We start from the raw sequence: 14,660 nt of genomic DNA on the forward strand, positions 1-14,660 counted from the left end.
ACTGTTCTAAAAACGATTAAATGCCGTTGTTATGAAAATTGAAGATCTTAAGCTGTTTACCACCGTTGTCGAACTGGGTAGTTTTACTGCCGCTGCCAATGCACTTGACCTTCCCCGCGCTAATGTTAGCCGAAGAATTAACGACCTTGAGAAATCTCTTGGCATTCAATTATTCTTTAGAACCACGCGCAGCCTTTCCTTAACGAAATCTGGCGAGCTCTATTACAAAGAATTACTCAATGCATTGAGTGCGCTCGACAAAGCAAACCATGTCGCTTCCAACCTGTCAGAGGTTGCACACGGACAAATTAAGATTGGTCTATTGCCTGAAACCAGCGATATCATGCAGTCGACTCTGTTTAAATTCCAAGATATGTATCCTAAAGTTGAGCTTGATATTCGCAACATTAGTAACGGCTTTGTCGACATGTACCGTCAAGGGTTAGACCTCGCTATGCATGGTGGTACGTTGAGCGATGCAAACGTGGTTGCCCGTAAAGTGATGGTTCTTCAACGTATTTTTGTCGCAAGCCCTGAATTTATTGAGAAACAAGGCAAGCCTTCAAGCCTAAGAGAGCTCACTAATTACCCATTTGTTTGCTTCAGGTGGCCAAGTGGGGACATCGATAAAGAATGGGACATCAAAGATCACACCATCAAAGTAGAACCTTCGGTCGTCAGTGACAGCATTGGCTTTGTTAAAGGCGGTGTTATTAGACATAGAGGTATCGCGTTGTTACCAGAACTTTTGGTGCGACATCAGCTCAAAGACGGTAGCTTGATTAACCTATTCCCCGACGACAATCTTCAAAAAGAAGAAGCATGGTTGCTCTACCCTCAGCGTAAAGCGTTAAGCCATTCAGCACAGCTTTTGATTGATTTTCTATTACAAGAACTTCCAAAACTCTAACCATTGTAATGAATATTGTGACAGTGTTTCACGAGCAGGCTAGATTATCCTAACGAAATAGAAAGATAGAATCGCTTCATAAATTCAAGAGGAGCAATCCATGAAGCCTATCTTTCAACATTCATCTATTTTTCAACGTTCGTCTACTTCTCAACAGACACCTATATTCAAATATACAGTCATTGCACTAAGCTTAACCGCCCTGTTTGGCTGTAATGACTCTGAGGCGACTGCGCCTCAAAAACAAGCTCGACCAATTCAAGTGATTCAACTTGAGCCTCTTTCACATACGGCTGAAAAGTCTTTTACTGGCAAGATACAATCATCGGAAACGGCTGGCGTTGCGTTTCGTGTGCCTGGCACTATTCAAAATATGATGGTCTCTGTTGGTGATTCAGTAAAAAAAGGCCAACCCCTTGCGCAGTTAGACCCTCATGACTATCAAGTTGCGTTAGAAGAGTTACAAGCACGAGCTCTTGAAGCGAAATCTGCACACAAATTGGCGACATCCGAACTTGTACGCGTAAAACAAGCCATCGCTGACAATGCGATTGCCGATGTTAACCTAGACCGTGCTATTAGCGGGTACGAGCGAAGTGAAGCGGCGGTTAAAGTCGTAGAACAGAATATACGCCGTGCGAAAGATTCGATTCGTTATACCCAATTGCTCGCCCCATTCGATGGTGTGGTTGCGGCATCAAATTTTGACCAGTACGAACAAGTAATGCCGGGCATCTCGGTGTTCACAATCCACAATCCAGATAAACTTGAAGTTAAAATTCAAGTACCTGAAAATTTGATTCATGAGTTCAAACCAAATCAAAGTTCTGTCATAGATTGGTATGGTTCAGAGACTAAACTAATTGGTTATGCCGCTGAAATTTCGACGTCACCTCACCCTATCAAGCAGACCTATGCGGTTACTTACCATGTCGACTCCACTGACAAATCGGTATTGCCTGGAAAAGCGGTCACATTGACGACTCAACTTGGAGAATCTAGCAGTAATTTCTGTTTGCCCTATTCTGCGTTAGTCAATCAAACGGGTATCGAGCAAGTATTCACGGTTAAAAATGAACAAGCTCATGGCGTGACTGTGGATGTGATTTCTATGTCCAAAAACACTGTGTGTGTTGAATCGGCGCTCAACGATGGCGACTTCGTGGTCGTGAGTGGCGCGCAATACGTGGTGGAAGGACAATACTTCTCCAATATTCAAGTTAAAAGCCTGTAGGTGAACAATGATGAATCTAGCTGATTTTGCAATCAAACAACGCACCTTCATCCTGTTTTTCACTGCACTGAGTGTTATCGCAGGCCTGTTTTCTTATTTTGAGCTTGGAAAACTTGAAGACCCAAGCTTCACCATAAAGACGGCCGTCGTTGTAACGCTCTACCCTGGCGCTTCTGCGGAAGAAGTGGAACAACAAGTCACCGACACCGTCGAAACCAAACTCCAAGAAATGGCGACACTTAATCGGCTTCGATCTTTATCGCGCCCCGGCATGTCGATGGTATTTGTCGACCTAAAAGAGTCTCTCAATTCAAAAGCACTTCCTCAAGAGTGGGACTTATTACGTCGCAAAGTATCTGACATGAAGCTGTTACTGCCTTCGACTGCACAGATCAGTGTCGTACAAGACGAATTCTCTGAAGTCTACGGCATGCTTTTCTCTATCCATAGTAATGATGCATCGCCTGCAGAATTAAGACGTTACGCAGAAGAGCTCCAACGCAGAATTAAAACCGTCGATGGTATTAAGAAGATTGAACTGCATGGTGTTCAACCACGCGTTGTTCATATCGATATCCCAGATGAAAGGTTGGCGCAATACGGCCTATCTATCACACAAGTTTGGTCGCAGTTGAATACGCAAAACATGACGTTTGATGCGGGTAAGTTTTCAGTAGGTACTGAGCGAATCCGAGTTCAACAGTCGAGTGAGTTCAGTTCGTTAGACGACATCAAAAACCTGATGATCAAAGGCGGCGTAAGTGAATTGGGAACCAGTTTAATTCGCTTAGGCGATATCGCTGACATCACAATGGGTTACCAAGAGCCAATGATGACAGAAAACCGCTACAACGGCGTACCTGCAGTCACATTAGCGATGAGCCCAGTCACCGGTGTTAACGTGGTATCACTTGGTGATGAAATCAATCAGATCGTCAACGATTTTCAAACAACCTTACCACTAGGTGTTGATATTGCGACAGTTGCTAACCAACCTGAAGAAGTTCAGAAATCGATCGACAACTTCGTAAGCAACTTATTAGAAAGTGTCGCGATTGTCTTTATCGTCTTGTCGGTATTCATGGGATTAAAAAGTGCAACCATCGTCGGTTCGAGCCTCCTGCTGACTATCTTGTTGACGCTTATCTACATGAACATGACTTCGATTGACTTACACCGAGTTTCGCTAGGTACCTTCATTCTTGCCCTCGGCATGTTGGTAGATAACGCCATTGTCATCACCGACATGATGATTGTGAAAATCAACAAAGGCATCGACCGCACTAAAGCCGCGATTGACTCTGTTAAAGAGACAGCAACACCACTCTTTGGTGCGACAGTTATCGCTATCATGGGTGCGAGCCCTGTAATTTTTTCAAAAACCGATGCTGCTGAGTTCGCAAGCTCGGTATTCCTTATCATCGCGTCGTCATTGTTACTGTCTTGGCTAGTCGCGATGACCTTCACGGCCTTGATGTGTTGGTTCTTCATCAAGCCAACCAAGCAAGCTGATAACACCAAAGTCAGCTTATACCGTAAGAGTGTCAACTGGACTGTCGATAATCCGCTTAAAGCATTGAGCGCTTTGGTTCCGTTGATATTAGTGACTGCATTAGCTATCCCGAACATTGCCGTTAACTTTATTCCACAAGCCGACAGACCGATCCTATTTCTAGATTACTGGCTGCCGAACGGTGCCAAGGTTGAACAAACCTCTGAAGACATGAAGCGAATCGAACAATGGTTGTTGGAACAGCCGGAAGTCGAAAGTATTTCAACCTATGTTGGCGCAGGTGCTCCTCGCTTCTCAGTGACTATAGAGCCAGAACCGTTCGATCCGGCCTATGGTCAGATTTTGATTAATGCGACTGATTTTCCGTCACTAAGCCCATTGATTGCACGCGGTGATAAATGGTTAATGGAAGAGTTTCCGAACGCAGACCCTCGCTTTAGAAGCTTAAAATTGGCGACGGCGGATAAATTCAGCGTTGAAGCTCGTTTCTCAGGCCCTGATGTCGAGGTCTTACATGGCTTATCAGAGCAAGCAAAAGCAATCTTCGCAGTACACCCGGACACCAAGTACGTTCGTGACGACTGGCGACAGAAAAGTAAAGTATTTGAGCCTGTCATCAACCAAGAAAAGATGCGCTCTGCAGGTATAAACCGTGCGGATATTGCGTTCGCGATGAAGCGAGCTTCAGAAGGCATGCCTTTGGGTCGTATGAACTTAAACGATGAACTGGTCACAATTCAACTGCGAGGCACAGAGAGTTCGATTCAGTCATTGGAAACGTTGCCCGTACGATCTCTGTTGGGCATCCACAGTGTTCCACTTGGCCAAGTTGTCGATGGATTTGAATTAAGCAGCGAAGAAACCATGATTTGGCGCCGTGACCGTGTAAAAACCATCACAGCACAAGCAGGTGTTGGTCGTTACACCACACCAGCAGCGGTGAGGAACTCAATCAAAGATCAAATTGAAGCGATTAATTTGCCTGATGGTTATAGCCTTGAATGGGGTGGCGAATATTACGACGAGCACAAAGCCGTCAGCGATATTCTTAAACAGCTACCTAAAGCAATCTTGTTAATGATCATCATCTTGGTGGCGATGTTTAACGGATTCAAACAACCCGTGATTATCTTCACTACCCTACCGCTAGCAGCGACGGGTGCCACATTCAGCTTATTGCTATTGGATAAACCATTCGGATTTATGGCATTGATTGGCGCCGTAACCTTAACAGGTATGATCATCAAAAACGGCATTGTATTGATGGACCAAATAGAACTTGAACGTAAGAACGGGCGCTCACTATCTGACGCCATCAAAGAAGCAACCGTGAACCGCACAATGGCGATTTCAATGGGGGCACTGACTACAGCACTTGGCATGATCCCGTTGTTAAGCGACCTACTGTTTGACCAGATGGCGGCAACCATTATCGGTGGCTTAGCTGCAGCAACCGTGTTGTCTCTGTTTGTGATGCCTGCGCTGTACAAGCTTTTCTATCGAACTGAAGAAAAAAAGACAGTAGCAGAAGCAATCAAAGACGCCGTGATTGTGCTTGATGCAACACCTCAGCCTTCAAACAGCGGCAATACAACTTCATTCAACAAGGAGCAATAAACATGTATTCATTAACGAAGTTTAAAGTGGCTCCTATTGCTCTTGCCTTCTTGCTGACAGGTTGTGCGGTTGGCCCCGATTACGAAGAACCTCAAACCACCATGGCTGAGACCTTCTTATATAGCCAAGGTGATGTGAACCAAGACGGCGTGAGCCAAAACGAACAGCACAATCATTGGTGGACACAGTTCAATGACCCGACGCTCAATCAGTTAGTAGCCGATGTTCAAAACCAAAACATCCCACTTAAATTGGCCGCCGAGCGAATCAACATGGCGAACTCATACAAAAGCGTTGTTGAATCATTCAAAGTTCCGACAATCAATGTCGGTGGCGGTTATTACAACTACCAATTGAGCGAGAACGACTCCCTACTCGGCCCGGTATTTGGTGCCTCTGATGCGGTTGAATCAGCGACGGGCATGTCGTTATTGGAAGCGCAACACGATGGCGGGTTCTTAGGCGCAAGCATCGCGTGGGAAATGGACTTGTTTGGACGTATCGACAAGCAATCCAACGCGGCGACGATTCGAGTTGAACAAGCCGAGATATTCCAATCGGGTTTGAATACCTTGATCACTGCCGATGTCATTCACAACTACCTACAATATCGTGGCGCTCAGGAGCGAAAAGCGATCGCACTAGAGAACATTGCCGACCAAAAGCAGACTTTAGAATTGGTCACCAAAGTGGTTCGCAGCGGCTACGGGTCTGAGTTAGATCTTGCTCAAGCCAAAGCCATGCTTGCGGCGACTGAATCTATTGTTCCTCAACTTGAAATAGCAGAGCAAGTTCACAAACAACGTATGGCGGTGTTGTTAGGCGAATCACTCACGAGCGTAAACCAACGTTTAGTCGGTGAATTCACCCTTCCGCGAATGAACGATGTAATTCCGACAGGCTTACCTTCTGACTTATTAGAACGACGCCCAGATATCCGAATCGCAGAACGCGAAATGGCAGCCATTAACGAAGAACTTGGTGCAAGCATTGCTAATCGCTATCCAAAGTTCTTCCTAACGGGTACGCCAGGTGTGACGGCTGGAAGCTTTGATGATCTGTTCAGTAGCGACTCATTCGGTTGGGCTGCATCTGCCGGTATCAGTTGGAATGTATTCGATGGTGGCCGAGGCGAAGCCATGGTAGAAATGAACGAAGCAAGGTTCCGTTCTGCAGCGCTTAACTACCAACACTCGGTCGACAGCGCCTTTGCAGAAGTCGATTCAAGCTTGTTTGCCTATGGCCGTAGCCAAGAGAACCAAAAGCGCATCGATGAAGCTACCCTTGCCGTTGATAACGCGGTGAGCAAGGCAAAGTCGCTATACAAAGCGGGGCTAGTCGATTACTTGTCGGTGTTAGACGCACAAAGACAACAAAAAGCGATGCAAGATCGCCAAGTAGCCGCCAAGCTTCAAACCGCCAACACCACGATTGCGGTGTATAAAGCCTTAGGTGGAGATTGGAAAGTGGCGAACGAAACGCAGAGTGTCGAATTAGCTCACGTTAACTAGTCTTTCTGCTCTATGTTCTCTGCTGAATGTTCTGTGGTTCTGTGCTGAATGTTCTGTGGTTCTGTGGTGAATGATGTAATAAACGTAATAAAAAATACCGCCGTTGATTACGGCGGTATTTTTATGAATTCGTTAACTGGCTAATGAGCTTACCAACAAGATAACAAGTGACTAGGAATTAGATGCATCGTTGCTATCTGTGTCTACGGTTTTGATCAAAGGGCCTGCGCACTCGACAAAATCACCAATATCGAAAGTCTCAGGCGCATCGGCTCCACCCGTCACCCCAAAACTACCAGTAACCGTTGGCTCCTTATCAGTCTTATCTACGTCTAAAATGATCTCTACTTTATAAGTGTGACCGTCAGGAAGGAGTTTGGCACACTCTTCGAGTGTCGAAGCGTTAGCTCCCACGCTAAGACCGAATAAACACACCGCAAGTACACTACTTGTCATTTTCAACATCATAAAACCTCTCGAAGACTATAGAAACATCATACCAATAATCTGCAAATCTTCACGATAAACGTTGAGAAGTGAGTTCATAGTAACAAGGCCAACTAGCCCCAACCATGGGGAGCGCTTTCGCTATCATCATACTCAGCATGACAAACCGAGCACTTGAAGTAGCTAATTTTTGATTTTGATTTATGTGAACCCAATAACACGCCGAATGCAATATTTAGAATTCGTGACTTGAGGGTGTTTTTCTCCTGCTGTTTTAACTTCACTTCGGACGCGCTTAACCTGATGTGTGAAGTTTTCTTATTACAGTTTCCACATCGTAATACAGTGTCATTTTCTTGCATTTCCCTATTCCTTTAAGCACGTATATAGACAATTTCGTTATAACCTAAGTTCGCTGACTGAATTAGGTTCCAAACCGACATTAATAAACAAACGCTTAGACTCAAAGCAAACTAAAGAACCGTCACGCCTTCAACTTCAATCACTGAGTTAACATTCGCTCGCTCGATTATCTTGAGTAACGTTGTCTGGATTAACTCATTATCTCGAATTTCTGTTTCGCAAGAGAAACGCTCCTCTTGAACACCATCGCTCTCACCCAACATAAATTGAACCGAAACTTCCGTTGCGAGATCTTTTGTCGTTCCGTAATACGCTAGCGTGATTTTTGGGTATCCGTTGTCGCCTTTTTTAACCTGCTTTGCGATGCGTTTTTTAGCTTTATCTAAATTCATACAACTTCCTTTTAAGGCTGAAACTAAAAATGAACAAACGTCTGGTATATCGTAGTTTTACTATAAAGCATTACCACATCCACTACATGATTTTATGGATGATAATCCTCTTTTTCTTACGTTAGTTTTTCCACAAGAAACACAAAATTTCAATGAGTGGATATTGTAAATAGACGTCAAGATAACCAGCGGAACCCAGACCAATAATTCTGACCCATTACCACCTGAGCTATAGATAAAACCAATCGAGAAGACACCAAAAACAACAGACTGCAAAGTCCACAATGTTTGTTTGTACTTCGCACCTTTGATAATAAAAAACGTAAAAAAGCCAATTGAGCTACTGATAAGCCCATAAACCGCAAAACCTATAAAGGCTTCTTGTTGATTCATAACTCTCCCTGTCAACCTCACGTTTATGGTCCGAGCAACGCTACTGCCCCAAAACCATACGACCTTAAACATTAGTCAAACTTTAAACGAAAAGTGCCAAGCCTCGTAAATCACTTTTGAGTTATCTGTTCGTTAGCAGCTTTCAAGGCCGCATTTAAACCGTCTGTATCCTTACAACCAATGTAAACATGCTTTCCATTGCTTAGGCTTAACTTCAGCGCTGAACCTATCGATACATTATATAACCAACCATCGCTCAACATGCGGATGCCAATACCTTGATACCACTTGCTTTGATAAAACGATGTCTCCGTTATGTCTGACACTTCTACATTCTTACGCCAAAAACCAAAACCGAAATACCAGCTCAATGCATTGCCTTTGACCTCAATTGTCATGGAGAAAAAGAGCAAAGCAATTAACCCGTTGATGGCGTGAGCGATGAATGTTCCGGAGTTATTATCAGACGTAATGACAATGAAAGCACCTATCGAAACAAGGATGAGCAACAACCCCTTGTTGTATTCCTTACTATAAAACACAGTTATATCTCCTATGGACAACGAACAACCAATTACCTAGCCAACAGCTATCTTACTGTGGCCTTTCTCAATAATCGTGGCAAGTAATGAAAGCAGATTCCCCAAAACCAAGTAGCATTACCTTGATACGACCTAACCAAAGTATCAAAGCAGAATAACCTTGTTCATGTTCTAAGCCTTGTTTATAAAGCACACCGAATCTACATTAGCTACTTGGTAATGCCTTGGCCCATTCGGATCGCAGAACAGCCAGAACTACGGTATCCCACCACCGTCCTTTGAAAAAACGATGCTCTCTAAAGTGCGCTTCTTTACGCATACCTAAAGACTTACAAAGCTTAATGGCAGGTAAATTCTTACTGATTGTCTCCGCATAAATGCGGTGTACACCCAATGTTGAAAAACCAAAATCAGCCAAAGCGAGAGCCGCTTCATTGCTTAACTTATGACCTTGATGCGATCTTGAAAACGCACACCCCATTGAAGCTTGCTGATTGTCTTCTAAACGCAAACAAACAGTACCAATGAACTGCCCTGTGCTCTTATATTCAACTGCGAGTTGATATGATTTCCTTGGTTCTTCAGACGCCTGGGCTATAAACAAGTTGGTTAACTCTTTATATTTAATAGGGTCACAGTCACTTTCATCATAGAAACGCTGATATTTAGCATCTTGAGACATCGCCACGAAGGCATTTTCATCGCTAGAGTTCATATCCCTAATAATCAGCCGCTTTGTCTCAATTTTAAACATCGAAAGTTCCTTTTCATCGTTGTAAGCTAACGCCCAATAACGTAACCAAATACACTCAAATCTACCATCTAAATCACTAAAGCAAAGCCGAACTGCAACGGCAACGGCCAAGTGTTAACTGTCTGCTTAAATTACTAGCTATATTTCTTGATTTATAGCTTTCACCTGCCCAATTAAAGTATCGTATTCATACTCAATCCCTATTTGTTATGCCTGTTCTAACCCTTTCAGGGAGCTTGGTACTATTATTTTATGAAATGGCGTAACGAAGAACATATAGGTCTTGCCAAACACATTGTTCACATGAACCACGGTATTTGCGTGAACAATTGCGGTTTCTCCTTCAGGCTCAATAAGAAAAGAAACTCGGACATTAAGATGTTTATCACAGTCTTCTAATACAACTTCATTCTCAGTTGAACTGACCAGTGTAAAAATACCGACTCGTTCGCCTACTACATATTCTGAACCTAATTTATCTCGGGATACATCTTGTAGACCACCCAAATTTTTTAAACCGAGTTTCGATACAACCCAGTTTCTCGTAGACATCAGAAATGCAATCCAAGTCGGTGTTTGAGTTGCTATTTCAAGAAATACTTCAATAGCAGTTTGGTTGTTGTATTTTATTTTTTTCGAAAAGCTATCACAGAAATATGAATTTTTGGAATACTCGCTCAATAGTGACTTCTTGGGTATAGACATAAACTCTCCTTGATGATGACAATTCGCCATAGCGAATAATATGGACTCCCCCTCCTGAGGAACTGCCACACTTAAGTGGGATTACACCGGAGGTAACATGTCTGATGATTCTTACTTCAGCGGTATCACTCTAACTAAAAAACACTTTAGCCTTCATGCCGCAGACCAACATGGCAAGGCAATACTTAAAAGTCAGTTACTCGATCTTAATTACTAATCTCATACTCGTTTTTTATACGGGGCAATTCCTCATATGTACTGATTGCTTTAACTGCACCGCTTAGATCATTTTTACCGTTAAAGCTATGCTTAACAGCAATGACATCACAGCCACTAGATTTACCAGCACGAATACCCGCTGTGGAATCTTCAAACACAATTGTTTGGCCAGGTGAAGCCGCTAATCTACCAAGAGCTAAAGTATAGGCTTCAGGATCCGGTTTATGCTTAGTTACATGCTCCTGTGTGATAACAAGGTCAAAAGCATTCTCTATCTGCAACGAGGTTAAAATATTATCAACCATCCATGTTGCTGCTGAACTAACAACTCCACACTTTTTCCCTGCTAGTTTTAACTGTTCTATGTAAGTCTTAGCCCCAACATTTAGCTCAAGATCATCATTGAGCATCTGTTCGTAATAAGCTCGAAAGTGGCAATTAAACTCTTCTAAGTCAGGAGCAATATTTGCATTTTCAAAAAAGTGACCCGTTACAACCTGCCAACTTTCCCCCATAACATCTTTGTAAATGTTGTGGTCTACGTGTGCGCCATAATCTAAACAAGCTAATGCTAACGCTTTGCCCTTTAAAGGCTCTGAATTTACTAATGTTCCGTCCATATCGAACAGATAAACTTCGTAATCTTTCAATTCACTCTCCATGTTATATTTTTCAAGCTCGTATAAGCCTAGTTAACTAGTGAAAAATGCAACCAAACTAATATGACTACCTTACCCACAAAAGCCGACCATTACAAAAGTGCCGAGCGTTTTGGAATCCAGTTAAACAATCTATTAGGTGATGGCTACGATAGTAGGCAATAAAGTAGTGGCAACAAACTAGCGAGCAATAAGCTGTGCCCAACAGACGTACTCTCTAATTTTATCACAATGGTTGATTTAGCAGACTCGTTTTCAATTAACGAACTAGCAGAAACGCCAGCCATGTTACTAGGGTCACTATATCCGACCTTATGACCGGAAAAAGACAAAAGTGAACCCAGAGCAAGAAGAATTAGCATTGAATAGAACGCATAATCACTAGAAAATGCTAGTTTCAAATAGCCTGTGAAATACTCGAAAGTAACCACAACTAGCAGTGCTAATAAATTTGATAGCACTATCAACCTTACGAATTTAAACATATTCCCTCTGATACCAATAGAACAGCTAACGTCCCAATAAACTGTGAGTGAACGTGTGCCATAATGAAGCTAAACGGAATCGGCACACGCTTATGAATCCGACTTAACTGCTTTGTGAACTGGCTTTTCTAGCGATCACTAAACCATGATTACTTGATCCCAAAAGGCTTACTTCATCGCAATTTACCAAATGATAATCTAACCATGTCTGATATTGGGATGGCGTAAAGTTATTAACACCGTTAGATATGTAACGTCCAAATCCATCTGTTGCTGCGTGTCCAATTACATCAAACCCATTTTTGTTTACAAGATTTTCAATTTCACTAGGCGTTGCGAAATACCCGACCTTGAAAAAACTATCGGCTTTAGCGTTTGATACCGTGCCATGTTTATTTAACTCTAGAAGCACCTCCGGAGTGACTAGCTCTGGAAATTGTTGGGCAAACATACCAGCGACAAAGAAACGTGAAATATAGGCTATGGCTAGTACACCATTTGGCTTTAAAATCCTTAGTGCTTCATTAACCGCAAGCTCTCTTTCATGCAGAGTTTTTAGGTGGTACAAGGGCCCAAGAATTACACAAACGTCTTGAGAATTACTTTCGATAAATGACACATCACAAGCATTACCCTCAAACACTTTTAACTCTATACCTTCAGATTTTGCTTTAGTATTTAAAATCTTCACTTGGTCAGGCGCAAGTTCTACTGCTGTAACATCACAACCTAATTTCGCAAAATGTAAGGAATAGCGCCCCGTTGCTGCTCCTAACTCACATACTGATTTTCCTTTAAGTAAATAAGGTGTGAGTTTATGTATCGTAGTATCAAACTCTAACTGAGCAATATATTGCCGAGTTAGCCTTTCATCTTCGTTTGCACCCGTATATTGGGCTATCAATTCTTCCATTGTTCACATCCCCTTTGCCAGTTAGCGCTGCGTTAAGTAGCTGACAACGCAACCACTACACAGTCGACTTAAATTTGTTATTAGAACGATACTTAAAGGTATCGCCCTAACTAAAAACCACTTTAGTCTTCATGCCGTAGACCCAGGTGGTAAAGTTATACTTCAGAAGTCAGTAACTCGCTATAAACTACTGACTACAATAGCAAATATGCCACTCATGCGTATAGGCATTGAAGCGTGTGGTGGTGCACATTATTGGGCAGAACACTCAATCAACGAGGACATGACGCTAGTATTTCACCGACGACATAGTCACCTTTAGCGATAAAAAAGTAAGACCAATACATGGCGTGTTTCGGAATGAGCCGACCCACCTAGCTGAAAAGGCATCGATAATTACAATAATGGCATTAGCGAAAACAGAAGAGATATGACGAAGAAAGAACCGAAAAATAGCTAACTGGTTGATAGGAATGCTATCGCAACCTTATCTTGGACTCGCTCGCCTTAAGAAAAGTATCAAAGCGATATGCCCTTTGTACTCAATCGTACCATTTACTAAATAAACCGGCTTCGAGTTTGTTCAACACTTGGGATTTAGTGTTGGCTACGCAACACCTTCATCCTTATTTGTTAGGCCACTTTCACACACATCACTATGCCTGTTGACCAACAAAGCTTTGCAACAACAAGATCAGCTCGCTGTGATAAGTGATCTATTAACGTTCGAACCTTTTCATTGTGCTCCTCTGACCAATCGGAACGAATTTGCATATCATCTATGATGTAAAAACCACCAATTTTTAGGCAAGCTAGAGCTTCATCTAGGTAGTGGTATTTACCTGGCCAAGTATCAGCAAATATCAAGTCAACCGACAGTGGAAGGGTTCGATCGATAACATCCTCACCATTAGATAAAACAATATCAACTCGTGGGCCTTCACCCAGATAACGGCGAGCTACATCTATATTTTCTGCCGAATTATCTACCGTTGTTAAGTTCGAATCCTCCGACATTCCATGCAATATCCATGACGTGCAAAGTCAGTGCCAGTCCCTAATTCCAACAAGTGTCCCGATTGCTTACTTGCAGCCAAAGTAGCTAAAAATGAACCTATCGGAAGTTCTGATAATTGAGGAAAACCAATTACATGTGTGGCTTTCAATATTGCTTCATATTGTTTGGGATAAACTTCCGTTGTCTCGTTCATATACGTTTCCTTGTAGCTTCGAGCTCTTAGCCCTTGCTCTCTCATGACCCGACCCACACGCTTGCGGCTAACCAAAACTCCTTAGCGCCTTGTTAGCTTTTTAAGCTTATAGCATTAAAAATTTCTTCCCAATGCATACCAAAAACCTGCAACTCGGGAAAAGCTTCTTTCACAGCTATCATCTCGTCCAAGTACCAACCTTTAGATAAAAACACCTTCGATGTTAATACTATTAATACCTTATTATCAAAATGGCTGCTATCAACATATTCAGCTTGCCTCATGAGCTGAGTTCCAGCGCTTGTAAACTTGCTTCCTATCTTATTTTCAATTAAGACAATTTTGTTTTCTGAAAAAGATAATAAGTCAGCTGGCATTCCTCCCCAAATATTTACAGTCTCTGCATTTGAAAAAAGAGGGTATTCACAAAATAATGACGCAGATTTGTCTATATATTCTGATGCAAGATATTTACCCTTATCGGATTTAGGCTTATATAAATTTACACAACTCCAATCTACAGAACCTCGTGAATGGTAATATGATAACAATGCACTTAATTCAGTTTCATTACTTGCTTTAAGTCCAGTCACAGGGTCACACAATATGGATGGGATGCTTTGCAAAAATTTTTGTTTTTGTTTCAAAATTCACTCCAAACCTTCAGCACCTGAAAAAACTAACGCTTTGCTAAGAGGAAAATTATGGTTGGCGATACTGCGCGAAGCGCTAGCTAACCCCTATCTGGCAGGGTAGTTGTCACTGTTAAAATTTAACCAGTTTGGGCGATAA

Annotated in this window: 16 protein-coding genes and 2 pseudogenes; 5 read left to right on the top strand and 13 right to left on the bottom strand. The window is 42.5% G+C overall.

The window, feature by feature from the left end; all coding sequences use genetic code 11:
• Window positions 1-31: 31 nt before the first annotated feature.
• The 4 genes from AB6D80_RS13630 to AB6D80_RS13645 all read left to right on the top strand — a co-directional run bounded on the left by AB6D80_RS13630 (window position 32) and on the right by AB6D80_RS13645 (window position 6,785).
• A complete protein-coding gene (locus tag AB6D80_RS13630) occupies window positions 32-910 on the top strand; it encodes a LysR family transcriptional regulator (protein WP_017097827.1) in 879 nt (292 codons plus the stop codon).
• 100 nt (window positions 911-1,010) lie between these two features.
• Entirely contained in the window at window positions 1,011-2,144 is a 1,134-nt protein-coding gene (locus AB6D80_RS13635) for an efflux RND transporter periplasmic adaptor subunit (protein WP_372188772.1), read from the top strand.
• Window positions 2,145-2,154: 10 nt separating this feature from the next.
• Window positions 2,155-5,274, top strand: coding sequence for an efflux RND transporter permease subunit (locus AB6D80_RS13640; RefSeq protein WP_372188794.1), 3,120 nt, complete (start codon window positions 2,155-2,157; stop codon window positions 5,272-5,274).
• Window positions 5,275-5,276: 2 nt separating this feature from the next.
• Complete coding sequence (locus tag AB6D80_RS13645; protein WP_372188774.1) at window positions 5,277-6,785, top strand: efflux transporter outer membrane subunit; 1,509 nt, start codon at window positions 5,277-5,279, stop codon at window positions 6,783-6,785.
• 171 nt (window positions 6,786-6,956) lie between these two features.
• On the opposite strand, the gene AB6D80_RS13650 is transcribed toward AB6D80_RS13645, so the two are convergent.
• From AB6D80_RS13650 to AB6D80_RS13690, 9 genes are all read right to left on the bottom strand, one after another.
• Window positions 6,957-7,253 carry a hypothetical protein gene (locus tag AB6D80_RS13650; RefSeq protein WP_372188776.1) on the bottom strand — a complete coding sequence of 99 codons (297 nt, stop codon included), beginning with the start codon at window positions 7,251-7,253 and terminating at the stop codon, window positions 6,957-6,959.
• 452 nt (window positions 7,254-7,705) lie between these two features.
• Window positions 7,706-7,987: a hypothetical protein gene (locus AB6D80_RS13655; protein WP_009846780.1), complete on the bottom strand. Its 282-nt coding sequence runs from the start codon at window positions 7,985-7,987 to the stop codon at window positions 7,706-7,708.
• Window positions 7,988-8,047: 60 nt separating this feature from the next.
• Entirely contained in the window at window positions 8,048-8,380 is a 333-nt protein-coding gene (locus AB6D80_RS13660; protein ID WP_372188778.1) for a hypothetical protein, read from the bottom strand.
• Window positions 8,381-8,490: 110 nt separating this feature from the next.
• Window positions 8,491-8,943 (bottom strand): hypothetical protein, encoded by a 453-nt coding sequence (locus AB6D80_RS13665; RefSeq protein WP_372188780.1) that lies wholly within the window; start codon window positions 8,941-8,943, stop codon window positions 8,491-8,493.
• Window positions 8,944-9,127: 184 nt separating this feature from the next.
• Complete coding sequence (locus AB6D80_RS13670) at window positions 9,128-9,676, bottom strand: GNAT family N-acetyltransferase (RefSeq protein ID WP_372188782.1); 549 nt, start codon at window positions 9,674-9,676, stop codon at window positions 9,128-9,130.
• 207 nt (window positions 9,677-9,883) lie between these two features.
• A complete protein-coding gene (locus AB6D80_RS13675; protein WP_371696148.1) occupies window positions 9,884-10,411 on the bottom strand; it encodes a DUF2867 domain-containing protein in 528 nt (175 codons plus the stop codon).
• A 176-nt stretch (window positions 10,412-10,587) separates the two neighbouring features.
• Entirely contained in the window at window positions 10,588-11,262 is a 675-nt protein-coding gene (locus tag AB6D80_RS13680) for an HAD family hydrolase (protein ID WP_372188784.1), read from the bottom strand.
• Between the two features lie 143 nt (window positions 11,263-11,405).
• Window positions 11,406-11,744 carry a hypothetical protein gene (locus AB6D80_RS13685; RefSeq protein ID WP_372188786.1) on the bottom strand — a complete coding sequence of 113 codons (339 nt, stop codon included), beginning with the start codon at window positions 11,742-11,744 and terminating at the stop codon, window positions 11,406-11,408.
• A gap of 103 nt (window positions 11,745-11,847) precedes the next feature.
• Window positions 11,848-12,657 carry a class I SAM-dependent methyltransferase gene (locus AB6D80_RS13690; RefSeq protein ID WP_372188788.1) on the bottom strand — a complete coding sequence of 270 codons (810 nt, stop codon included), beginning with the start codon at window positions 12,655-12,657 and terminating at the stop codon, window positions 11,848-11,850.
• 79 nt (window positions 12,658-12,736) lie between these two features.
• Here AB6D80_RS13690 and AB6D80_RS13695 point away from each other — a divergent pair.
• Window positions 12,737-12,954, top strand: a pseudogene (locus AB6D80_RS13695) (IS110 family transposase); the annotation flags it as partial.
• 336 nt (window positions 12,955-13,290) lie between these two features.
• On the opposite strand, the gene AB6D80_RS13700 reads toward AB6D80_RS13695, so the two are convergent.
• The 4 genes and pseudogenes from AB6D80_RS13700 to AB6D80_RS13715 form a co-directional block, all read right to left on the bottom strand.
• Window positions 13,291-13,674: an O-methyltransferase gene (locus AB6D80_RS13700; RefSeq protein ID WP_372188789.1), complete on the bottom strand. Its 384-nt coding sequence runs from the start codon at window positions 13,672-13,674 to the stop codon at window positions 13,291-13,293.
• Complete coding sequence (locus AB6D80_RS13705) at window positions 13,653-13,868, bottom strand: hypothetical protein (protein WP_372188791.1); 216 nt, start codon at window positions 13,866-13,868, stop codon at window positions 13,653-13,655. The genes AB6D80_RS13700 and AB6D80_RS13705 overlap by 22 nt, the downstream gene beginning before the upstream one ends.
• 9 nt (window positions 13,869-13,877) lie before the next feature.
• Window positions 13,878-13,949 (bottom strand): annotated as a pseudogene (locus AB6D80_RS13710) (IS3 family transposase); the annotation flags it as partial.
• An 11-nt stretch (window positions 13,950-13,960) separates the two neighbouring features.
• Entirely contained in the window at window positions 13,961-14,515 is a 555-nt protein-coding gene (locus AB6D80_RS13715) for a hypothetical protein (RefSeq protein WP_372188792.1), read from the bottom strand.
• Window positions 14,516-14,660: the final 145 nt, after the last annotated feature.

Origin of the sequence: Vibrio sp. 10N.247.310.17, from assembly GCF_041466605.1 — a bacterium.
GTDB lineage: Bacteria > Pseudomonadota > Gammaproteobacteria > Enterobacterales > Vibrionaceae > Vibrio > Vibrio tasmaniensis_A.

Bases quoted from the DNA above. Each gene is read 5' to 3' on its own strand.
- AB6D80_RS13630 (WP_017097827.1), top strand. From the start codon at position 32: ATGAAAATTGAAGATCTTAAGCTGTTTACCACCGTTGTCGAACTGGGT.
- AB6D80_RS13635 (WP_372188772.1), top strand. From the start codon at position 1,011: ATGAAGCCTATCTTTCAACATTCATCTATTTTTCAACGTTCGTCTACT.
- AB6D80_RS13640 (WP_372188794.1), top strand. From the start codon at position 2,155: ATGAATCTAGCTGATTTTGCAATCAAACAACGCACCTTCATCCTGTTT.
- AB6D80_RS13645 (WP_372188774.1), top strand. From the start codon at position 5,277: ATGTATTCATTAACGAAGTTTAAAGTGGCTCCTATTGCTCTTGCCTTC.
- AB6D80_RS13650 (WP_372188776.1), bottom strand. From the start codon at position 7,253: ATGATGTTGAAAATGACAAGTAGTGTACTTGCGGTGTGTTTATTCGGT.
- AB6D80_RS13655 (WP_009846780.1), bottom strand. From the start codon at position 7,987: ATGAATTTAGATAAAGCTAAAAAACGCATCGCAAAGCAGGTTAAAAAA.
- AB6D80_RS13660 (WP_372188778.1), bottom strand. From the start codon at position 8,380: ATGAATCAACAAGAAGCCTTTATAGGTTTTGCGGTTTATGGGCTTATC.
- AB6D80_RS13670 (WP_372188782.1), bottom strand. From the start codon at position 9,676: ATGTTTAAAATTGAGACAAAGCGGCTGATTATTAGGGATATGAACTCT.
- AB6D80_RS13675 (WP_371696148.1), bottom strand. From the start codon at position 10,411: ATGGCGAATTGTCATCATCAAGGAGAGTTTATGTCTATACCCAAGAAG.
- AB6D80_RS13680 (WP_372188784.1), bottom strand. From the start codon at position 11,262: ATGGAGAGTGAATTGAAAGATTACGAAGTTTATCTGTTCGATATGGAC.
- AB6D80_RS13685 (WP_372188786.1), bottom strand. From the start codon at position 11,744: ATGTTTAAATTCGTAAGGTTGATAGTGCTATCAAATTTATTAGCACTG.
- AB6D80_RS13690 (WP_372188788.1), bottom strand. From the start codon at position 12,657: ATGGAAGAATTGATAGCCCAATATACGGGTGCAAACGAAGATGAAAGG.
- AB6D80_RS13700 (WP_372188789.1), bottom strand. From the start codon at position 13,674: ATGTCGGAGGATTCGAACTTAACAACGGTAGATAATTCGGCAGAAAAT.
- AB6D80_RS13705 (WP_372188791.1), bottom strand. From the start codon at position 13,868: ATGAACGAGACAACGGAAGTTTATCCCAAACAATATGAAGCAATATTG.